Source organism: Flavobacterium denitrificans DSM 15936 (assembly GCF_000425445.1).
In the GTDB taxonomy this organism is placed as follows: domain Bacteria; phylum Bacteroidota; class Bacteroidia; order Flavobacteriales; family Flavobacteriaceae; genus Flavobacterium; species Flavobacterium denitrificans.
Window position 1 is genome coordinate 196531 of record NZ_AUDL01000008.1, and the last position, 23762, is coordinate 220292.

A 23762-nucleotide genomic window follows, 5' to 3' on the forward strand; every position below is an offset into this window, starting at 1 on the left:
AATATTATTTTGAAGTTGAGTAAGAGTATGGAAAGGCACTTGACGAAGTTCCTCTTTGTAAATTTGGTTCGGCTGACATCTCAAAATTCAATTCTCCACCTTTTAAGACATCCGAATGATTGATGAAATTTTTGGCATAACTCGCATTGTCCCATTTTAAATCCTGAACATATTTGTTTGTTTCAGAATTTTTAGGAGCATTTATAAACAGCTTTTTGCCGTTCTCTAATTCCAAAGTCAGTTTTTTGAATAATGGCGCGCCCAAAACATATTCGTCTGTTGCTGGGCAAACTGGATAAAATCCCATTGCAGAGAAAATATACCAAGCCGAAGTCTGTCCGTTGTCTTCATCTCCACAATAACCATCTGGAGTTGGTTTATATAAGCGATTTATAACTTCTCTTGACCAATATTGTGTTTTCCAAGGTTCGCCTGCATAATTGTACAAATAAATCATATGCTGAATAGGCTGATTTCCGTGTGCATATTGCCCCATATTCATAATCTGCATTTCGCGGATTTCATGAATAACCGATCCGTAGTAACTGTCGTCAAAAACTGGAGGTGTTGAAAAAACCGCATCTAATTTCTCTACAAATTTTTTCTGTCCGCCCATCAAATTAATCAATCCCTGAATATCATGAAAAACGCTCCAGCTGTAATGCATTGCATTTCCTTCTGTAAAAGCATCTCCCCATTTTAATGGGTTGAAGTTTTTCGGAAAACTTCCGTCTTTATTTCTGCCGCTCATCCATCCGATTTCAGGATTAAATACGTTTTTATAATTCATCATTCGTTTCTCGAACAAACTGATTTCTTTTTTAGGACGGTTTAAGGCCTTAGCTAATTTCCAAATCGCAAAATCGTCGTAAGCATATTCCAGCGTTCTTGCCGCATTTTCATTGATTTTGACATCATAAGGAACATACCCTAAAGTATTGTAATACGAAACTCCTTTTCTTCCAACGGCATCCATCGGGCCTTCATTATTTGCTCCATGAACTAAAGCTTCAAATAAAATATTGATGTCATATCCTCTTAAACCTTTGATATAAGCATCAGAAACCACAGAAGCCGAATTATTGCCGACCATTACATTTCTGAAACCAGGACTTGACCATTCTGGCAAGAAGCCACCTTCTTTATAATCATTGATCAAACCTTCCTGCATTTCTTTGTTTACAGAAGGATAAACCAAATTCAACAAAGGATATAGCGCTCGGAAAGTATCCCAAAATCCTGTTCCTGCATAGATATAACCCGGCAAAACATTTCCGTTGTACGGACTATAATGTACCGTTTCGCCTTTGGCATTTATTTCATATTGTTTTTGAGGAAAGCAAGTTGCGCGATACAAACACGAATAAAAAGTTTTCAATTGATCAACATCGTTGCTTTCAGCCGTAATTTTTCCTAAAACTTTATTCCATTCTTTTTTAGAAGCTGCAACCGTTTCGTTGAAAGTCGCATTTCCTAATTCGGTTTTTAAATTTAATTCAGCTTGCTCCGGACTTATAAATGATGAAGCTGTTTTGACGTTTACAACTTCGCCTTTTTTAGTTTTGAAACTTACTACCGCACCAGCGTGATTGTCCTGCAATTCTAATTTATCTTTTTCTATACCTTTTTCATTCCATGCGCTGCTTGTTGCAAATGGTTTATCAAAAACAAGCACAAAATAGTTTTTGAAATTCGTTGGAACTCCCCCGCTGTTGCGAGTTGTATAACCAATAATTTTATTTTCTGAAGGAATTATTTTGATATACGAACCTTTGTCAAATGCATCTACAACAATTGAAGACTGTTCATTTTCAGGAAAAGTAATCTGAAAATGCGCTGCTCTTTCAGTGGCTGTGATTTCTGTTGTAACATCATAATCCGCAAGATAAACGCTGTAATAATACGGTTTTGAAACCTCTGCTTTATGACTGAACCAGCTTGCTCTATCGGCTTCGGCAACTACTATTTTCCCCGTAACAGGCATAATCGAAAACTGACCGTAATCGTTCATCCAAGGCGATGGCTGATGCGTTTGCTTAAATCCTCTAATTTTTTCTGCCGTATAGGTATATGCCCATCCGTCACCCATTTTCCCGGTTTGTGGTGTCCAGAAATTCATTCCCCATGGCCTGCAGATTGCTGGATAGGTATTTCCGTTTGACAAACTATGCACAGATTGTGTTCCCATTAATGGATTTACATATTCTACAGGCTCAACAGTTTTTACTTGCGCTGCGACAATACCGCACTGTATTAATCCTAAAAAAATTAAGCTCTTTAATTTCATATTATGCTTTTTTATCCTGCTAGGTTTTTAAAACCTTGTAGGTATTTTTTTATTGAAACTTTAAATTATAACTACAAGGTTTTAAAAACCTTGCTGGAATTGTAAACTGCGACTGAAAACTAAAGCGGTCTATCTTCTTTCTTTACTCCAAAAGTCGTAGATGGTTTGCTTCCCATATACAATTTCAATTCCCCACCTTTAACTATCATATCGTGTGTGATAAATGATTTTGAATAAGATTTTCCGTTGTATTCTGCTTTTTGAATGTACATATTTGAAGCACTGTTGTCGATTGCTTTTACTGTAAATGAAATTCCTTTTTTATAATGAATTGTTGCAGTATTTACTAATGGACTTCCTAAAACGTAAACTCCATTAGCTGGATTAACTGAATAAAATCCCATTGAAGACAAAACATACCAAGCCGACATTTGCCCTAAATCTTCATTACCACACAAACCGTCTGGTTTTGTTGAATAGAATTTATCGTCGATTTCTCGAATTAATTTTGCTGTTTTCCAAGGCTGTCCAGCGAAGGCGTATAAATACGGAATATGGTGATTTGGTTCATTTCCTTGTGCATATTGCCCAATTAAACCGCTGATATCTGGAGAAACTTCCTCGCCTTCTACTTTGTCTGTTATTTGAAAAAGGGAATCTAATTTAGCCAAAAACTTGCTTTCGCCTCCAAATAAATCAATTAAGCCATACGGATCTTGAGGAACCAACCAAGTATATTGCCAAGCATTTCCTTCAACATAATCATCTTTTCGATGCGCCGATGAAAGCGGATTAAAAGGCGTTCTCCAATTTCCATCTGTTAATTTTCCGCGCATGAATGTGGTTTCTTTATCAAAATAAAGTTTGTATAAATTCGCTCTTTTTGAGAAATACTCGTAATCTTCAGTTTTGTTTAAAGCTTTTGCTACTTGTGCAATACAATAATCATCAATAGCATATTCTAAAGCATTTCCAACAGATTCCAACATTTTATCTGCCGGAATATATTGCAGTTTTTGAATGTAATCCATTCCATCGCGAGTTTGCATCGCTGTTTTCTTCATGGCTTCGTAAGCCAAATTCACATCATAATCACGATATCCTTTCAAATAAGCATCTGCAATTACTGCAATCGAATGATTTCCATTCATAGTATTGGTTTCATTACCCATTAAATGCCAAACCGGTAATCGTCCTTGCTGCTCGTAAATCGCCAAAAATGATTTTACAATGTCATTGATTTTATCTTGTTGCGTAATTGTATATAATGGATGAAGTCCGCGGTACGTGTCCCAAAGTGAAAAAGTAGTGTAGTTTGTGAAATTTGCTTTTTCGTAAACTTTTTTATCTGTCCCTCTGTAATCACCGTTTACATCATTAAAAATGGAAGGCGCAAACATAGTGTGATACAATGAAGTATAGAAAACTTTCATTGTTTTGTCATTTCCTGTAATCTGAATTTTATTTAATTCTTTATTCCATTTTGAAGAAGCCGTTTTTACGATTTGATCAAAATCCCAGTTCGGAATTTCAGCTTTTATGTTTACCGAAGCATTTTCAGAGCTTACTGGCGAAATTCCAACTTTCACTAAAACTTGTTTGTTTTTTAAAGTTGCAAAATCTAAAACCGCTTTCATTTTCAAACCTTCGCCTTCATTTCCTGAAACTGGCGTTTTATCGTCGTATAAAGCTACATTTGAAATGGGTTCAGAAAATTCCATTGTAAAATAAACACGCTGATCTGTTGCCCATCCTGCCGAAAAACGATAGCCTGCCAGCGTTGTTGCATTTATTTTTTTGATAAAAGTTTTTACCGGTTTATCCCAGCCAACTCCGTCAGCAAGATCTAATAAAACATGAGCATCAGACGCCGAGTTAAAAGTATATTTATGAAAACCAACTCTTTCGCTTGCCGTCAACTCGGCTTTAATTTTATATTTGTCCAAAATGACACTGTAATAGCCTGGTTTGCTCACTTCGTTTGCATGCGAAAAATACGAACCGTAGCCATTTGTCATATCTTCTTTTGTGCCTTTAAAAAGAGGCACTTTTCCTGTCACCGGAAGCAATAAAATATCGTTCAAATCGCCAATTCCAGTACCGCTTAAATGTGTATGGGTAAATCCTAAAATAGTATTGCTTGCATAATTATAACCGCTGCACCAATCCCAACCCTCAAAAATATTTACAGGTCCTAACTGAACTGCCCCAAAAGGCACATTTGCTCCCACAAATACATGGCCATGCCCTGCCGATCCTATAAGCGGATTTACATATTTAGTATAATCTACAGTATTTTGATTCACACTTTTTTTCTGCGCTTCTGCGGAAGTTGCAAAAAACAAGTTTAAAGCGAAAATACCGCTGACAGCTATTTTGGTGCATTTTGTAAACATATATTCTTTAGCTTCTAAGCTACTGAGATGCTGAATTTCTAAGTTTTTTCTCTAATTTTTCTTAGACTAAACAGCTCAATATCTAGTGATTAATATTTATTCAAAACATCGTAAAGCGAATAAACCTTCAAAACTGGCTTCTCAGCTTTTCCTTCAAACGTAATTACTTTTTCTTCTCCTGCTTTCAAATCAAAATAATTGTCGCTCCATTTCCCTGTATAACCTTTTAGAGAAACATATACATATTTTGCATCTTTTAAAGCTTTTAAAATGACTTTATTTCCTAAGATTTTATAAGTAATTTTTGGATCTTCTAATTTCAAATTAATCGGACGAGTCAAATCAATTTCTGGTTTTTTATCATCTCTGTAGGCTTCCTTCATGGCATACCAAGCGGCTTTTGGCTGACGATCATAATAATCAGTTACACTCCAGCTTGCAACTGGCCAGCAATCATTGAGTTGCCAAACCAAAGTTCCCATATTGTAAGGCGCTTTTGAACGATGAATTCCAATAATGTTTTTTAAAGAATAATATTGAAGACATTGCGTGAGATACGTATAATCTTCAACACTCATTTTCTTGATTTTTTCTTCATTTATGAAATAGCGATTCAAATAAGAATTCAATTTCATGAAACCTTTTCCAGCTTTTAGATGTGCTTCTAAAATTTCTGAATACAAATAGCGATCTTCTGGCAGGGTAAACGTCTCAATAGAAGAGTAATTCGGCATCGCCAGCATTCCATATTCACTTACAAATCGGCCCGTTTTAGAGTTTGTTATTTCGATATCATCAAGTCCCCACCAAGTGCCCCAATAGTGGCTGTCACCTTGTGTAATACTTTCTTTTTTACCCCAACCAAATAAAGGCGAAGAACTTACATACGGACGTTTGTTGTCAACTTCCTTTACCCATTTTGGAATACTATCCTGAAATAAACGAACATAATCATGCCACAAACGCGTTGAATCTTGTTTCGACATTTGCATGCTTTTTTGCCAGCCCCAATTTTTAAAAGCTTCATCAATTTCATTATTTCCACACCATAAAACAATGCTCGGATGATGACGAAGACGTTTTACTTGATATTGAACTTCAGCTTTTACGTTCTCAAAAAAGGCTTTGTCGCCAGGAACCATTGTACCGGCAAACATAAAATCCTGCCATACATAAATCCCATTTTTATCGCATAAATCATAAAAATAATCATCTTCATAAATACCGCCACCCCAAACGCGAAGCATGTTCATATTAGCGCCTTTTGCCATTGAAATTACTTTCTCGTATTCTTTTTTTGTCATTCTCGAAAGAAAAGCGTCTGACGGAATATAATTGGCGCCTTTCATATAAACTGGCTTTCCATCGATTTTGAAATAAAATGATTTGCCAACACTATCTGGCTCCTGAACCAATTCTATTTTACGGTTCAACACATAAGGTTTCTCAGGCGCTTTTTTATCATAAAATTCTAAACGCGGTGTTTTCCAAATACCGCAAGTGGTGAATTTTGGCCCCCAATCCCATCCAAAATGATATTGCGCTTTTCGAACATAAGCACGCGGATTATCTGGAATTACAAAAGGCAGATCTTTTTTTGCAAGTGAATCTGCTACATTTTGTGCCGATTTAAATACTACAACTAATTCGTTATTTCCAGATTTCAGCAGTTGTTTTACTTCCACTCGCCATTGACGAAACATATTATCTGCTTTTAAAATCTCTCTATTATTCAAATAAACGGTTGCATATGTATCTAATCCGTCAAAAACCAATTCGGCATTCTTCTTTTTCAATAAAGCAGGAGCAACCTGAAAAGTGGTTTTATACTCCCAATCTTTCTTTTCGATCCATTGCAGTTTTTTCTCGTTATCTCTATAAAATGGATCTGGAATTGTTTTATTATTCAACAAATCTGTATGCACTTCGCCTGGAACTGTTGCAGGAAACCAATTTGCAGTTTTCATTTCACGAAATTGCCAACCTGTTTTTATATTTACATTTTGAGCATTGGCAACATGCGAAAAACATGCTGCACAAATGCCCAAAAAACAATAAACTCTTTTTATATATTTCATTTTAAGAAATCCAATTATAATTTTATTTTATTAATCGCTGGCAGTATAGAGAAGGGCAATTGATTTTTCGCAATTGGCTCCTTCTCTTTTAGGTTTATATCAGAATAACAGTAACTAACAAAATATCCAGAAATCATTTCCTTTTTTACGGCTGCCAGGCTTAATTTACACTCTATTGTTTGGTTGCTAAAAAGCAATCATTTTAATCTTATATATCTTTTTTCCTGATTCTTTTAATTAAAAAACTGAAATCAGACAATAAGCATCTTTCTAAAATTTAATTTTAAAATAAGCCGGGAATAACCAAATTCCAACCCGGCTTATTCAACTAAACTAACCAAAATTTTAACTTATTTAAATCACAAATATTCTTTCTTCAAAATCGATGGAAGCTTACGCTCTTAATTCAATGTGCTTATTTGACTGACATTTTGAGCAAACCAAATCAGCATATAGCCTAAAACGATTTAGTAAAATTGCAAAAAAAAACGTTAAGTTTTCTTTTTTAATCTTTTTAAAAATCAGACTGATTCTCTAATTATCAAATCGCCTTTTTTCAAACTTTTTTCAACTTTAAATGTTTCAATATTTTTCATTTGACTCATTAACAGTTGTATTGCCTTAACACCAATAGCAGCAATAGGCTGTGCTATAACAGTGATCGTTGGGCTATGTAATTTAAAACTGTCATGATCATCAAAACTTATAATTGAAATATCGTTAGGAATATTAATTCCCATTCCCCTTAAAGCCTGAAGGCCTGAAAGTCCCATATAATTTGTCAAAAATAAAACGGCATCAATTTCTGTGTTTTTCTTAAAAAACTTCACCAGACCATCAATTCTTGTTTTTTCATTGCTATGATAATCCAAATGCAGCACAAGATTTTCTTTGTACATTCCTTCTTCTTTCAAAGCATCTCTATAGCCATCTTCTCGTAATTTCATCTGAATCATTTCAGAAGTATTATTAACGACAGCTATATTTTTACGATTTTTCTTGATCAAAAATTTAGTAGCCGAATTTGCCGCTTCATAATTATCCATTACAACATGGCTAACATTTTGTCCTGGAAAATACCTATCGATCAACACCATCGGCTTTTTTAGCTTCATGAGAAGATCAATTTTTTGCTCAAGATTTTTAGTGGGAGTGATAATAAAACCGTCTACATTAGCCTGCAAAAGACTATGTATCAACTCCTCAGAACGCTCATCATCGTCTCCGGTACTACAGTAAAAAACTCTATAATCAATATTTTTCGCTTCGTCTTCAATTACACGCGCAAGATCTGAAAAGAACTGATTCGAAATATCCTCGACAATAAGTCCAATCGATCTTGTTTTTCCAGTTCGCAAACTGGTGGCAATCATACTTGGCCTGTAATTAAGTTTTTCTGCAACATCTTGCACTTTCTTAATAACAGCCGCGCTAATACCCATTTTCTCGCCTTTACCATTTATAACAAAAGATACTGTTGATATAGAAACCTGAGCTTCTGCAGCAATATCCTTTATTGTAATCTTCTTCATATAATAGGTTAATTTATTAAATTATCATTAATCAACAATCACAAATATAAACAAAAATAACAACTAAAACGATTTTGTAAAAATTATATTTAAACAAATCATTTTTTTATTGCTATTATTAAGTAAAATTCTCAGCAATTATAGGGATTTTACAGCTAATAATTAATTAAAAGTTTTATTTTTTATGAAATTTATCAATAAAAATTTAGGCAATTTAAAATCAACAAAACTATTTTATCAATCTAAAAATCAGTTCAATTGGCATATTGCCATTATTACATTTACCGTCGAAGATAAATTTTGGATTTTTAAATCGTAATACATAACTTTAATATTCAAAAGCAACTTTTTAAAAAACATAAAAAATTACAACATTAATTGATGGTAAAGTCTCATTTTTGCAAATAAATTAATTTACACATAAAATGGATATAGTTAAATTTAAAATCACATCTAAAACGATAAAAGTCGAAGTACGAAATTCGAATAATTATGTTTTTAATTTTAATACTGCTTTAGAAATCGAAAAAGCAGATCGAGATGTTTTATTAAAACTATATAATGCATTAGACCTTCTTTTTAAGAAAGAAAATTTGCCGGAAGTAAAAAATTACATTTCGCCTAACCAAACTAATATCTTGGATCAAATTTCTGCTGCTACAAGTTTAGAAAACGAGAATAAAGGCTAATCGCTCTCAAAGAAATACAGATTTACAATCTGAACATTTAAAAACAAGCCCTTAAGCAATTTACTTAAGGGCTTTTTGTTGCAATTAGATTACCCAACAGTAATTTTTAAAAAGCAAGAAACATGAAATCAAACAATTACAACATCAAAACTTAAAATATTTTCATAACTTAGTAAAGGAAATCCCATAAATAATTAGCCTTTTTATTTCTCACCAAAACTTCAGTCATATGAAAATCAAACAGAAATTATCAGCAGGAATATTTTTATTAGTAGTATCATTTTTGGCTTTTGCCTGTAAAAAAAATTCAACATCAGATTCTGATTCGACAAAAAAAGATTCAGTGCAAACAACAACAGATTCTTTGTCTTCAACAAATGGCGATCGCGTAACAGCAGCTAATTTCAATCGAGCTGAAACCGATTTGTATTTTAGTACTTCAGTTAAACAATCCAACGGTATTGGTGCTATTTTTCACTACAGAACTTTAATGCCTATAGATAATCAATCTGTTATTCGCGCTAATCGTGATGTTTTATATTCATCAGGTGTTTTTGATCTCGATGCCGGCCCAGTAACAGTTACACTGCCTAATCCAGGCAAACGATTCATGTCGATGCAAACGATTGACCAAGATCAATATTCTGAAACCTATTATGCTCCCGGGACTTTTACTTTTACAAAAGAAAAAGTCGGCACACGCTATTTAATGCTCGGAATTCGAACCTTTATCAACCCAAATGACCCTAAAGATTTGCCAATCGTAACTAATTTACAAGATGCAATTAAAGTTGAACAAAAAGAAAAAGGAAGTTTTGAAATTCCAAATTGGGATCAAGTAAGCCAAAAGAAAGTTAGGGATTCGCTTATTGAAGTATCAAAAAAACTGGCTGACACAAAAGGAATGTTTGGCTCAAGAGGAAAAGTAGATGAAACACTTCATTTGATTGGTAGTGCTACCGGATGGGGCGGAAATCCTGAAAAAGATGCGCTTTATCTTTCAGTTAATCCAGCTAAAAATGACGGAAAGACCGTTTATAAGTTAAAAGTAAAAAATGTCCCAGTAGATGGATTTTGGTCTGTGAGTGTTTACAATAAAGAAGGTTATTTTGAAAAAAATGATCTTAACGCTTATACATTAAATAATATTACTGCAAAAAAAGATGCTGACGGGTCTGTAACAATCCAATTTGGTGGCTGTGACGGAAAAACACCAAATTGCATTCCAACAATTGATGGCTGGAATTATTGGATCAGACTTTATCGTCCTCATAAAGAAATTTTAAATGGCACTTGGAAATTTCCCGAAGCTCAGATTGTAAAATAATACCGATGCTGATTTTTAGGTACGCTTTTTGGATATAATTAATTAATAATTAAAAAATTAAATATTATGAAATCATTTAAATTTTTAGCAACAGGAATTTTGTTTTTTGCAGTTTATTTTTCAAATGCACAAGTAAACGTGAATGTAAATATAGGAACGCCACCAGCTTGGGGGCCTGTAGGATATACTGATGTCCGTTATTACTACTTGCCGGATCTTGAAACTTATTATGATATTAACACGGCAAATTACATCTACATTAATAAAGGAAAATGGACAAGAGCCAAATATTTACCTACGGCCTATAGAAATTATGACCTTTACAACGAATATAAAGTTGTGTTGACTGATTATAGAGGAAATTCGCCTTATGACAATTTCAAAACGCATAAAGTAAAATATGCAAAAGGATATAAGGGCAAACCTCAACAAACAATTGGTTCAAAACCTGGAAAAGGAAACAACAAACAAGGAAAAGATAATGGAAACCATGGACACGGGAATAATGGAAATGGAAAAGGAAATGGCAAACATTAATTTTCGTTCTTGAATCAACAAATTATCTATCAAATTTATTTAAAAGGCCGTTATTTTTAACGGCTTTTTTCATTTTACTGTCACTTGGAAATAAAATACAAGTTGTTTTTTTTGTAACATTTTCCAATAAATGGCGACAAATCTTCAATTAAATTACGGTTCTTTGCAACTTGTTACATTCTTAATTGAAAATGATCAATTTTGAATACAATAATATTGACTCCAATGAGTTTTGACTAGTTAAAAGCTAGTCTCGATATTTTTCGTTATGGACAATAAAAAATTTATTTTAAGTTTAAAAAAAGGTAATGAAGAAGCTTTTAAGGAAGTTTACTTCAATTATTACGACAAACTGATAAATATTGCCAAACGATTTAATTCTACAATATTCACTCCAGAAGATTTTGTTCAGGAGACTTTCATTCGATTATACAACAAAAGAGAATTACTCAACGAAGATGTTTTACTAGACAAACAATTATTTGTCATTTGCAAGAATATCATCATCAATCATATTAATAGAGAAAATAAAATAATTCAGCTTGATCCGCAAGTTGATATCTTACAGGAAGAGATTGATACTTCAGTGTTTGACGAAAGAAGCGAAAAATTGCATAATTTCATCAATCAGCTTCCGGAACAGCAACAAAAAATATTTACTTTACACAAACTGGAAAACCTTAGCTATAAGGAGATTGCAGAAATCACAGATCTTTCTGAGAAGACTATTGCCAATCATATTTATCTCGCCAGTAAATTTATTCGAAAAAAAATCGAAAACCATTAGGAACTTTTTTGTTCTCGTTTGTTATCTATAAAAACAAGGACAAAAAAATGCACATCGAAGCGTATAAAACTAATGTTAAAACCAAAAAAGACGCAAGTTTGCTTGTCGCTCTTTTACAATTCGTCATTTCAGATTGTATCATAAATTTCGATAAAAAGGGTCAAGAAAACATCCTCAAAATCAAAACCAATCGTGATATTAAAGAAATGGTTTATGGAGTTTTCAGTAAACAAGGTTTTCATTGTCAAATCATTTAATACCCCAAAATCATGGATAAAGAAAACTTTGACGAAGAATTCAAAAAATTATGGAACGAAACTCCTGTTTCAAATTCTGAAAGCGAAAAAGAAGCTTGTTGGACAAAATTCCATTCTAAAACTTTTGCAAAGAAAAAGAAAACCAAGCCTTGGCGTTATTACGCGGCCGCGGCAGTATTGCTTTTTGTTTTAATTGGAACTGGAATTTTCTTTAAAAATAACGCTTCCCAACAAGAACATGCCGTTTTTGCAGCAAACGTAATTGAAAATACGTCTTCAAAAATAAAATTCGTTGTCTTGCCAGATTCTTCCAAAATTGAATTGAGTCCGAATTCCAAAATTATTTACGGAAATAATTTTGCTACAAACAGAAAAATCGAAGTTGATGGCGAAGTTTATTTCAAGGTCAAAAAAGACAAACAACACCCTTTTCAGGTTTTTTGCAATGAAACCACAACAACAGTTTTAGGAACTTCATTTATCGTTAATGAAACAGAAGATGAAAAAGTAACGGTGGAGCTTTATGAAGGAAGCGTTCAAATGAATGTTAAAGGCAAAAATCAAAAATGGATTTTGAAACCGGGCGAAAAATTTACGTACGGAAACCAAACTGCAGCTGTGGAAGAATTTATCCGATTTATTGATTTTGATAATGAAAAACTTTCTGCCGTAAGCCAATACATTCAAGAAAATTATGGCTACAAAGTAATTCTTCCAACAGAAAATTTAGATCAGAAAATCACAATCCGAATCAATAAAAAAGAGGATTTAAAAATAATTGTACAATTAATATCAGAAATGTATAACCTAAATTTTGAAATAAATGAAGATTTAAAACAGATTACTTTTCAGTAGAAAAGAAAAAAAGGATGTAAGCCGCGAAACTACACATCCTCCTTATAATCAGGATAACACGAAGTTATTCCATTTAATAATAATCCAAAAATACAAAATTTCATGAAGCATATAATTTCAGCATGCTTTTTTTTAATCAGTTTATGGGCCTCTGCCCAAAAGGTAACAGTCACTGTGGATCAAAACTTAACCTTGAAAGAATTTTTTAAGCAGATTGAAAATCAAACCGATTTTAAATTTGCTTTTACAGATCAAATCGATACCAACAAAAGGTATTTCACAAAGAAAAACACTTACAAGCAGATTGAGGTTTCGAAACTTATTTCGGAATTAAATAAATCAGCAACTGTTCAATTTTCGATTGTTGGCAATAATATTTTTGTAAAGCAGAAATCACAATCTGCAAAAACAGCTAAAAAAAAAAACAAGCTGAAAGGTCAGATTATTGATGATGAAAAACAGCCTGTTATTGGTGCCAATGTTTTTGTTAAGGAATTAGAAACCGGCACCGTAACGGATTATAACGGAAAATTCATCATTGAAGTTCCAGATGGCACTTACACTTTTGTAATCAGTTACGTTGGTTTTAAAAATCAAGAAAAAGAAATCACGATTACTGATGATGCTACAATTAATTTCAATATAGAATCAGACAGTCAGCAATTGGGCGAAGTAATTGTAACAACCAACAAAGCTACCGATATCAAAAATACCCAAATGAGTGTCAACAAGCTTTCGATGCAAGAAATAAAACGAATTCCTGTTGCAATGGGCGAGCCAGATCCTTTAAAATCAATTTTGACTTTGCCGGGCGTTACAAATGCTGGAGAAGCTTCTTCAGGATTTAATGTCCGCGGTGGTGCAGCTGATCAGAATTTGATTCTTTTAGACGGCGCTCCTGTTTATGCTGATTCACATATGTTTGGTTTTTTCTCGATTTTTAATGCTGATATTGTCAATGGTTTAGATTTATATAAAGGCGGTATTCCATCTCGATTTGGTGGCCGTGTTTCTTCTGTTTTGGATGTAGCACAACAAACCGGAGATTTTCAAGACTATAAAGTAAACGGTGGAATCGGAATTATTTCGAGCCGCCTTTTGGTTCAAGGACCAATACAGAAAGAGAAAAGTTCGTTCATCCTTTCCGGACGTGCTTCGTATGCGCATTTGTTCATGAAACTGGCAGATAATAAAAACTCTGCCATGTTTTATGATTTGAATGCTAAATTTAATTATCGTTTCAATGCTAATAATACGATCTCATTTTCTGGTTATTTGGGCAATGATTTATTTGATATCAATGAGCGTTTTTCCAGCACTTACGGAAGTACAATGGGAATCTTGAGCTGGAAACATAAGTTCTCTGAACGTTTAAATTCAAATCTTTCTGCTTTTTACAGTGATTATAAATTCAATTTAGAACTTTCATCAGAAAATTTTGAATGGGACAGCAACATTAAAAGTTATGGATTAAAATATAATTGGTTTTATCAGAAATCTGAAAAGTTCAAAATCAATTATGGAATTGACGGTTTGTATTATAATTTCAATCCTGGAGTTGTACAGCCAACTAGTTCAGATTCACAGTTTAATTATCAGCAATTAGATAAGAAATATGCTTTAGAAACTTCAGCTTTTATCGATTTTGAAAATCAAATTACAGAGAAATTGAATTTCCGTTACGGACTTCGTTATAGCATGTTTTATCGATTAGGATCAGAAGAAATAAGTACATATGAAAATGGCCAAGCCGTAGTTTTTAATCCGTTGTATAATATTTATCAAGAAGGAACTCCTACAGGTACAATATCTTATGGAAAAGGGAAAACGATAAGCAGTTTCGACAATTTTGAACCGAGAGCCGCTTTATCCTATGCTTTTAACGACAACACTTCTGTAAAAGCAAGCTACAACAGAATGGCGCAGTATATCCATATTTTATCCAATACTCAGTCGCCTTTGCCAATGAGCATTTGGACACCAAGTGGCCCATTTACTAAACCGCAAATGCTGGATCAATATGCAATGGGTTATTTTAAAAACTTTAAAGACGGCGATTATTCTTTTGAAGGAGAATTGTTTTATAAAAAAGTTCAAAACCGAATTGATTATATTGACGGAGCTGATGTTTTGGCAAATAATAATATCGAACAAGTTATCCTGAACGGAAAAGCCAGATCATACGGAATGGAATTATTGTTGAGAAAAAATACCGGCAATTTCACCGGATGGATTTCTTATACCCTATCGCGCGCTGAACAAAAAACACCAGGAAGAACTCCTGAAGAACCTGGAATTGCAAACGGTGACTGGTATTTATCTGGTTATGACAAACTGCACAATTTAAGTGTTGTGGGAAGTTATGAATTTAGTCCAAAATGGTCTTTTAATGGAAATTTCACCTTGCAATCCGGTCAGCCGGTAACATATGCAAATGGTTACTATGAATTTGGCGGTATTCATGTTCCTAATTATTCTTTGAGAAACGAAAACAGATTGCCACTTTTCCATCATCTTGATGTTGCCGCAACTTATACACCAAGACCAGAAAAAAAGAAAGGATGGCAAAGCTATTGGGTATTCAGCATTTACAATATTTACAATAGAAAAAATGCTGCTTCAATGAATTTTACGACTAATGAAGATACAGGAATGAATGAAACGAGAAGACTTTCAATCTTCGGAATCGTGCCTGGGGTTTCTTATAATTTTAAATTTTAATGCGATGAATAAGTTAAAAAAATACAGCATCATGAATAAAGCATTGGCATTATTGAGTCTTTTTTCTGTTTTGTTTTTCAGCTCCTGCGAAGATGTAGTAAATCTGGATTTAAAAAGTGGTGAAACGAAACTTGTTATTGATGCTGAAATCGTTTGGAAAAAAGGAACAGCTGGAAATGAACAAACCATAAAAATCAGCAAAACGGCACCTTATTACAATGGCACGACGCCAAAAGTTTCTGGCGCGCAAGTGCGAGTGGAAAATAGCAATGGCGATGTTTTTACCTTTACTGAAGCTGAAGCAGGAATTTATAAATGCACCAATTTTGTTCCGGTCATCAACATGGATTACAAACTATTTGTTCAAGCCGAAGGACAAAGCTATACGGCAGCAGAAAAACTGACATCGGTTACGCCAATTGATAAAATAGAACAAAAAATTGTGCCTGATTTTGGAGGAGAAGATGTAATTGAAGTCACGTTTTATTATACCGATCCTGCTGATCAAGTAAATTTTTATTTAACAGAATACCAAAGCGAATTTTTAATTTTTCCAGAATATGAAATAACAAATGACGATTTCTATAATGGAAACCAAATAAGCACGAGATATTCTCATGAAGACATGAAGGCAGGAAATACTTTAAACCTTTTGCATCGTGGTATTTCTAAAAACTTTTTTAATTATATGAAACTAATTTTGGAAGCTTCGAACTCAAATCCTTTTCAGGTTCCGCCTGGAAATATCAGAGGAAATATTGTAAATACAAATAATGTCAATAACTATGCATTGGGTTATTTTAGGCTTTGCGAAGCAGATGCTGTTTCTTATTTGGTAAAGTAGATTTTCACCTAAAAGAAAAACCCTTAACTATCATGTTAAGGGTTTTCTTTTTTTTAGATTAATCCTAAAATTTTGCCATAAGCAATGGCCGCTTTATGTACTTGAACGGCCCAATCTTCTGCGGCGTTATCATCGGCTCCGTCAGAAATATATTTTAAGCATAAAAAGGGAATATTTTCTTTCATGGCGATCATGGCTAATGCGTAAGCTTCCATATCGACAACATTGTACGCATCTGAGCAATGTTCCATTTCGAAGTTATCGCCAGTTCCGCAGATTCCTTCCGTCAAATTATCCATTTTCAAACCATATTCTAAAACTGGAGGCAAACCAGACAATGGTGTCTCATATAATGCAAAACCCAATCCACGAACATCCATATCTCGTTGAACAAATTTGGTACAGCAAACTACTTCTCCTTTTTGAAAACAACTGCTTCCAGCCGAACCAAGATTTATAATTATAGAAGGTTTTTTATTTTGAATCGCTTTTGATAATTCATAAGAAGCATTCACTTTTCCGATTCCTGTAAATACAACATTATTTTCTTTAAAAACTTCTGCCGCTTCAGACTCAAGTGCAAAACAGAATAATATATCTTCAACGGCAAAAGATTCTGTTTGATTAATTTTTATCATGAGTAACTTTAATTTTCGTTGGCAAAAATACATTTAAAATTATGTAGCTGTTGCAAAAAAGTTACTACAGTTTTTTTTAAAATAGAAAACCTCCAAAATCAAAATGACTTTGAAGGTTTTGCATTTTATTTAAACTTCATGTTTACTTATATTCTTCTTCTTTTTGTTCGTACCAGCTTTTCATCACATAAAAAGCTTTCTTTTTAATTCCTTGATCTGAAATCAATCCTTTACGATTAAAGAAATCCTGAATATTTGGCAACTGTCTTCTTGGCGATTTAAAATCAACCAAAATCCAAGGAGAAACTCCAGCTAAACCTTCAATCCTGTTGAACATTTGCGTGTTTTGAATGTATAATTCTTCTTGATATTCTTCGTTCCAGCGTTCTTTTTTGTCTCCGTGAAGACCTTGTAAAGCTTCACCTCCAAACTCACTGATAATAACTGGTTTGTTATACGGAATTACCCATGTCATATCCTTGCAAGATTCATTTGTTCCTCGGTACCATCCTAAATACTGGTTGAAACTCACAATATCTACGTATTCATTCATATTATCATGAAGCGTGTTGACATTGTTTGGGCTTTTTGTAACTTCCATTGCCATACTAATCAAGCGAGAATTATCCTGCGTACGGGCATACTTTGCCAATTTGCTTAGAAAAATATCGCGGTCATCACCATGTGGTGTTTCATTTGCAATCGACCAAATTACGATACCGCAACGGTTTTTATCTCTGTAAATCATATCATGCAATTGACGCTCTGCATTAGCATAAGTATCAGGATTTGTCCAAGAAATGGTCCAATAAACTGGAACTTCTGACCAAATCATCAAACCCATTTTCTCCGCTTCTTTTACCATATTTTCATTGTGCGGATAATGCGCCAGACGAACATAATTACAGCCTAATTCTTTCGCCCAAGTCAGCAATGTATGGGCATCATCTGTCGACCATGCTCTTCCTGATCTAAAAGGGGCTTCTTCATGAATGCTGATACCACGCAAAAAGACTTTTTTCCCATTTAATAGAATTTCTTTTCCTTTAGTTTCTATAGTTCGAAACCCTATTTGATCGGCTATATTTTCGTCAGCTTTGCTGATGGTTACGTCATATAACTTTGGTTTTTCTGGTGTCCATAAAACTGGATTGGCTTTGATTTCAAAATAAGCCATCCCTTTAGCATCAGTCATAACGTTTTTTTTGATTTTCAATTCTGGAATTGAAACTAAAACAGACTGATTTCCACTTTGACTATTCAATTTTACCCAACCTGAAATTTTCCCTTTTTCTTTTTTGTCCAATTGAATCAGATAATCTTCAATATAGGTATTTGGAACTTGCGCTAAAGTCACATCTCTTGTAATGCCACCGTAATTCCACCAATCCATATTTACGGTTGGCACATTGTCTTTATGGCGTTTGTTATCAACTTTTACAACTACGAAATTATTTCCGTCAACTAACAAATCGGTTACATCAAAATTAAAAGGGGTATAACCGCCCACGTGTGTTCCAGCCAATTTTCCGTTTACATAAACTTTCGCATCATAATTAACCGCACCAAAGTGAAGAATTCCTTTGCTTTTAGCCTCTTTTTTATAATTAAAATCTTTTTGAAACCAAACCGTTCCTTCGTAAAAGAACAATCTTTGATCTTTCGAATTCCAATCAGACGGAATATTCATAACAGCTGAAGTCGCAAAGTTATATTCGGTTAAATCTGTAGTGTTGAATTTTTTGTTTTCGAAAAACCCGTTGTTTTTAAATGGCATTAAGCGGTAATCATAATAGCCATTTTCCAGTGGGTCTACAATGTAACGCCATTGTCCGTTTAACGTAATATTGTTTCTGGCAGAAATATTAGAGACCAAAGGAACTTCCTGAGCCATTGCTTTTCCAAAGATCAGAAAAGTACAACACAGCATTACAATTTTTTTCATAGTTAAATCATTTAATTATTTTAGATTTCATCTGCGGGTCTGCTAAATCTTCGGAAAAAATTATTCGCTCGCAGATTTAGCAGATGGCGCAGATTTTAGTTTTTATTTTTTTTATCAAAATAACGCGTCAATTCGTAAGCGTTGTCATTAATCACTTTCATCTCTTTTAACAAAGGCAGATACGGTTCGAAATTACTGTTCACAATTCCTTTGTTTGAATCTCTGTTTGAATAATCTGTGCTTAAATCCTGTGGATCATTATCCATATATTTGAACCAATGCCAACCGACGCTATTTTTATTTTTAAGCAATTCCAATGTAAAGTTTTGATAAAAAAGCCCTCTTTCCTTTTGCGTGCGAACCAGCCAGCCCGCGCCTGTATTGTTTGGCAAACCAGAATCTTCTCCTTTAGTGTACCATTCTGTAATCAAAAATGGTTTACCTGCCCATTCTCCCCACTTGTTCATCAATTCCTGATTGGGCTCCCATTTTCTGTAATGATTGATCGAAACAATATCCATATACTTTCCGGCAACTTTAAAAATCTCAGGATTGGTTAATTCTTGTTCTTTATCCTGATTGAAACGACATCCTAAATACATATGGTTCGGATCTGCTTTTCTAAGTGCTTCTGTTACCTTTTTCATATAGGTTTCAAAATAAAATGCTGTAAATGCCATTCTATCTTCCTTTGTAACATCGGCTAATGATGCATTAAATCCTTTTCTTTGATCTAACCACGTTTTCGCAGCGATATATCCCTGCTCATCTTTGGCCAATAAAGTTAAATGTTTATCTAATGCGTCGTTATACCAAGGAAGTTCGTTATCAGTAAAATAACCCATCAAATACTTATCATTTTTGTATTGAGAAACCTCTTGAACCGCTTTTTGGACATATGCGTCAAATTCTTTGTCAAAAACCATCACCAAATCAAAACGGTAATTTTGCCAACTGGCTTCTTTGTATTTTCCGCCGTATCTTTTAATATGATCTGAGTGATACATTCCCATTGGCGAAATAATTACGGTATAAACCAATGGATTTTCTGCATTTCGAACCAAGTCAACATTTGACCATGCCCCCACGCCATTGAATCCGTTATTGCGCAATAATTCCGATTCCTGTTTTACCCAGTTTTCTTTGCTACCGTACTTTGCATCAAATGCTTTCTGCTGATTTACAGAACGTCCTGCATTAAAAACTGCAATTCCTTTGTAAATAAAAGGAAAACCTTCGGGATCAATAATCCACCATCTATTGTCTATTTTTTCGGTTCTAAAAAATCCTGTTGCTTCTTTCTGCCACATTTTAGAACCGCCATAAATCGAACCCGAGGTTATTTTTTTTGTTTTAAATCCAGGTAATTTATCAATTGTTTTGGCGTCATAAGCCACCCATTTTGGATCCAATGCATTTTGTCTGGCTTCGACTTTTTGGTACGTAATTTTATTCTGTGCATGTAGTGAAATCAGGCTTATAAAACAGAACAATACATAAATGGAATATTTCATTAAATTCGTTTTTTAATTATTTTTTGAGAAATCACAGGGCAGAGCAAAACTGCCCCGTAATTACATAATAGTGTAATAAACAAGTGGAATGTCTTATTTAGACAAATAGATATGATCAATATCAAAAGTGTAATTGTTTAAAGCTCTTACGTCTTCTGGATCAACGCTTCTTAATACTAATATGTCCTTGATTTTTGTTAAATCTAAAAGCGGATTTTGTTTTTTATAATCTGCAATTGGGATTTTAACCATGTTCCAACTCCCGTCTCTTTTCAATCCGTACAAATTGCTTGTCGCATCAAATTCTACATAACCAGTGTTAGAAGCATCTTTCATTCTGAATCTAATTTTACCCGTACTGCTTGTTCTTACCGCCATATTGATATAGGTGTAAGATGAAATGTCTGTGAAGTTTACAAACTGAAGAATTGCCATTGCCCATTTCGCTTCAGTTGCAGGAGCTGTTGCAGGAAGAGAAAAATTCCTGAATGCACCTTCATATCCATCAGTCGCAACTTCTTTGATTACAAACTGATTGCTCGAAACCCAGTTTAACACAGGAGCAGTTTTAGTAAAATCAGGATTTTCAGAATAAATTTTAAGAGCGTCAGCCGGAATAATGATTGGAGGCGTTGCAGGTGCTTCAACCTCAACTGTAAAGGTTTTCTTTTGAATTGTATTATCTACGTGCGTAATTTCAAGCGTTGTGGTAAAAGATCCTCCTTTGTTATATTTTACCTCAACATTCGGCTCGATTGAAACGCCAGGAGATCCCCCCTGAAAAGTCCATTTTATTGCACGTATTTTTGTAGACGAATCAGTATAGGTTACTGTTTCTCCTGCTTTGATTGAAGTATTTGTAGCAGTAGCCTCTATTGTCCCCTTTTTATAAAGATAGACTTCTCTCACATCTTCTTCACAAGAAAACAAAACGGCAAAAAGTACAAAAAGCAAATATTTCAACTGTCCTATATGGTTTAATTTTATAGTCATGATTTCAAATTTTTGGTTAATAATAGTTAGTTATAAAGTTTTTTTTTTGAGGCAAAAAAGACTTTCAATGATTGTAATTTATTTTAACACAAACTGTTTGGTTTGATTTCCGATTTGAACTTTAAAAGTTCCTTTTTCCGAAATCCACTTCAAATCGTTATTGACAAATTGCAAATCTTTTTGATTTAATTTAAAACGAACTGTTTTGGTTTCATTTGGTTCTAAAGCAATTTTCTCAAAACGTTTTAAAGCCTTTACTTCTGGCGTAATACTAGCATATAAATCACTTAAATAAAGCAAAACAGCTTCTTTTCCAGCCATTTTGCCCGTATTTGTAACCTCAACACTTACTGAAATTTCCTCGCCCGAATTGATTTCTGTTTTATCCAATTGAAGATTTGAATACGTAAAAGTGGTATATGACAATCCCGTTCCAAATTCAAACTGTGGCTGATAACTTCTTTGGTATTTTGCATCATCATTCTGCTCGCTGTCGGCTAAACTTTCAGTGTATTTGCGATTGTATTTTTCTAATGAATTTGGGAATCTAGGATAGTTGTATGGCAGTCTTCCACTTGGATTCACTTCACCAAATAAAATAGCTGCCAATGCTCTTCCTCCTTCATTTCCGGGTAAATAACACTGAACAATAGCGTCCATTTTGTCCTCAAAATCACTAATTAATCGAGGTCTTCCTTCATTCAAAATTAAGATGATTGGTTTGTTTAATTTGGCTAGCGCCAAGGCCAGCTTAATCTGCGAGGCACTGATATACAAACTCGTGATATCACCAGGTGTTTCAGTATAATTTTTCTCACCTAAACAGAGAACAATTTTCGAAGCATCTTTTGCTAACGCAACTGCTTTACTGATTTCCTCATCGTTTTCTAATGCTAAGTCAGCGCCTTTGGCGTACATTACATTTGTAGTTCCAGCTTTCTGCTGGATAGCTTCTAGAATTGTCATTTTATCGGGAACCAATTCATCAGTTTTGTCTCCCTGCCAAGTGTAGGTCCATCCTCCGTTTAATGCAACCATACTGTTGGCTGTTGGTCCTGTAACCAGTATTTTTTCATTTTTATTTAAAGGAAGAATTGCATTTTTGTTTTTCAATAAAGTGATGGATTCTGCTGCGGCATTATAAGCTTCATTGATAAATTCAGCAGAACCAAATTTTGGATATAGCTTTGCATCGGCGAGAGTTCCTTCGAATAAATTCAATTCTATTTTCAACTTCAGGATTCGGCTTACGGCGTCATCAATACGCGACATCGGGACTTCTCCTTTATTTACCAAGTCTAACAAATCAATACAAAAAGAGTAATTTTCTGGAACCATGCTCATGTCTACTCCGGCCAAAACAGCAATTTTCACTGCTTCTCTATTCGTTTCAGCCACTTTATGACGTGTGTGCAGGTAAATAATATCTTTCCAGTCGGTTACTACAACGCCTTTAAAACCCAATTCTTTTTTCAAAACATCAGTAATCAAGTATTTGCTGGCATGAACAGGAGTTCCATTTATTTCACCTGAACTGATCATAACACTTTTTGCGCCAGCTTTAATTGCGGCTTCATAAATAGGAAGATCAAATTGTCTTAAAACACGTTCCGGAATGATACTTGGCGTTCTATCTTTTCCTGTGGTAGTGCTTCCGTATCCGATGAAATGTTTCATACAAGAAGCAACTTGGTATTTTGAACTGATGTTTCCGCCTTCAAAACCATTTACCATCGCTTCTCCCATTCGGGATGTCAAATAGGTATCTTCACCAAAAGATTCCCAGATTCTTGACCAAGCTGGATTTCTAGGTAAATCTAAATCTGGAGAAAACACCCACGGAATCGAGGATGCTCTTGTTTCATAAGCAGAAATTGAAGCGCCTTTTTTCACAATTTCAGTATTGAAAGTTGCCGCCATTCCAATTTGCTGTGGAAACAAAGTTGCTCCCATAGTATAACTTGCGCCATGAATGGCATCGATTCCGTACAAAACTGGAATAGGTAGTCGGTTTTTGCTATTGGCATTATGAATCATGGTCATAATCTGCCTCCATTCTTTTGTATCCGGCGAATAGCGGTTTGGCGTATTCAATATCGAACCAATAAAATACTTCTGAATTCCTTCATTAAGTTTTGCAACACTTAGTCCTGGTTTTCCTTTTTCTTCAAAAGTGCCCAAAGTAATCTGAGTCATCTGCCCGATTTTTTCCTCTAGGGTCATTTTTGACAACAGTTCGGATATTTTTTTATCTGTTGCATTCTGCTGTGCTGTACTAAGTGCGCAGTAAAAAGCAAACAGTAATGTAATTGTTCTTTTCATTTTAAATATTTTCTGAAGAATACAGAAGGTAGAGCATAGA

The 23762-nt window shown here is 34.2% G+C and carries 17 protein-coding genes; 8 read left to right on the plus strand and 9 right to left on the minus strand.

The window, feature by feature from the left end; translation table 11 throughout:
* Positions 1-4: 4 nt before the first annotated feature.
* The 4 genes from H600_RS0104465 to H600_RS0104480 form a co-directional block, all read right to left on the minus strand.
* Complete coding sequence (locus tag H600_RS0104465) at positions 5-2287, minus strand: GH92 family glycosyl hydrolase (protein WP_026727666.1); 2283 nt, start codon at positions 2285-2287, stop codon at positions 5-7.
* 119 nt (positions 2288-2406) lie between these two features.
* Positions 2407-4683 carry a GH92 family glycosyl hydrolase gene (locus H600_RS0104470; protein WP_026727667.1) on the minus strand — a complete coding sequence of 759 codons (2277 nt, stop codon included), beginning with the start codon at positions 4681-4683 and terminating at the stop codon, positions 2407-2409.
* An 89-nt stretch (positions 4684-4772) separates the two neighbouring features.
* Positions 4773-6761 carry a beta-mannosidase gene (locus H600_RS0104475; protein WP_026727668.1) on the minus strand — a complete coding sequence of 663 codons (1989 nt, stop codon included), beginning with the start codon at positions 6759-6761 and terminating at the stop codon, positions 4773-4775.
* A gap of 521 nt (positions 6762-7282) precedes the next feature.
* A complete protein-coding gene (locus H600_RS0104480; protein ID WP_026727669.1) occupies positions 7283-8293 on the minus strand; it encodes a LacI family DNA-binding transcriptional regulator in 1011 nt (336 codons plus the stop codon).
* 425 nt (positions 8294-8718) lie between these two features.
* On the opposite strand from H600_RS0104480, the gene H600_RS0104490 reads away from it, so the two are divergent.
* From H600_RS0104490 to H600_RS0104530, 8 genes are all read left to right on the plus strand, one after another.
* The gene (locus H600_RS0104490) at positions 8719-8982 is read left to right on the plus strand and encodes a hypothetical protein (protein ID WP_026727670.1); all 264 of its coding nucleotides are present in this window, start codon (positions 8719-8721) and stop codon (positions 8980-8982) included.
* 229 nt (positions 8983-9211) lie between these two features.
* Positions 9212-10309 carry a DUF1214 domain-containing protein gene (locus H600_RS0104495; RefSeq protein WP_084157349.1) on the plus strand — a complete coding sequence of 366 codons (1098 nt, stop codon included), beginning with the start codon at positions 9212-9214 and terminating at the stop codon, positions 10307-10309.
* 66 nt (positions 10310-10375) lie between these two features.
* On the plus strand, positions 10376-10846 hold the full coding sequence (locus H600_RS0104500; protein WP_026727672.1) for a hypothetical protein: 471 nt from the start codon (positions 10376-10378) through the stop codon (positions 10844-10846).
* 268 nt (positions 10847-11114) lie between these two features.
* Positions 11115-11633 (plus strand): RNA polymerase sigma factor, encoded by a 519-nt coding sequence (locus H600_RS0104510; protein WP_026727673.1) that lies wholly within the window; start codon positions 11115-11117, stop codon positions 11631-11633.
* A gap of 47 nt (positions 11634-11680) precedes the next feature.
* Positions 11681-11890, plus strand: a complete 210-nt coding sequence (locus H600_RS0104515) for a hypothetical protein (protein WP_026727674.1) — start codon at positions 11681-11683, stop codon at positions 11888-11890.
* 12 nt (positions 11891-11902) lie between these two features.
* Entirely contained in the window at positions 11903-12745 is an 843-nt protein-coding gene (locus H600_RS0104520) for a FecR family protein (protein WP_026727675.1), read from the plus strand.
* 102 nt (positions 12746-12847) lie between these two features.
* A complete protein-coding gene (locus tag H600_RS0104525; RefSeq protein WP_026727676.1) occupies positions 12848-15466 on the plus strand; it encodes a TonB-dependent receptor in 2619 nt (872 codons plus the stop codon).
* Positions 15467-15470: 4 nt separating this feature from the next.
* Complete coding sequence (locus H600_RS0104530) at positions 15471-16310, plus strand: DUF4249 domain-containing protein (protein ID WP_026727677.1); 840 nt, start codon at positions 15471-15473, stop codon at positions 16308-16310.
* Positions 16311-16363: 53 nt separating this feature from the next.
* Here H600_RS0104530 and H600_RS0104535 read toward each other — a convergent pair whose 3' ends face one another.
* The 5 genes from H600_RS0104535 to H600_RS0104555 form a co-directional block, all read right to left on the minus strand.
* A complete protein-coding gene (locus tag H600_RS0104535; protein WP_026727678.1) occupies positions 16364-16948 on the minus strand; it encodes a 5'-methylthioadenosine/S-adenosylhomocysteine nucleosidase family protein in 585 nt (194 codons plus the stop codon).
* 142 nt (positions 16949-17090) lie between these two features.
* Complete coding sequence (locus tag H600_RS0104540; RefSeq protein WP_026727679.1) at positions 17091-18893, minus strand: glycoside hydrolase family 2 protein; 1803 nt, start codon at positions 18891-18893, stop codon at positions 17091-17093.
* A 95-nt stretch (positions 18894-18988) separates the two neighbouring features.
* The gene (locus H600_RS0104545) at positions 18989-20407 is read right to left on the minus strand and encodes a hypothetical protein (RefSeq protein ID WP_026727680.1); all 1419 of its coding nucleotides are present in this window, start codon (positions 20405-20407) and stop codon (positions 18989-18991) included.
* 93 nt (positions 20408-20500) lie between these two features.
* Positions 20501-21400 (minus strand): PKD domain-containing protein, encoded by a 900-nt coding sequence (locus H600_RS0104550; protein ID WP_026727681.1) that lies wholly within the window; start codon positions 21398-21400, stop codon positions 20501-20503.
* Positions 21401-21478: 78 nt separating this feature from the next.
* On the minus strand, positions 21479-23722 hold the full coding sequence (locus H600_RS0104555; RefSeq protein WP_026727682.1) for a glycoside hydrolase family 3 N-terminal domain-containing protein: 2244 nt from the start codon (positions 23720-23722) through the stop codon (positions 21479-21481).
* Between the last annotated feature and the right edge of the window lie 40 nt (positions 23723-23762).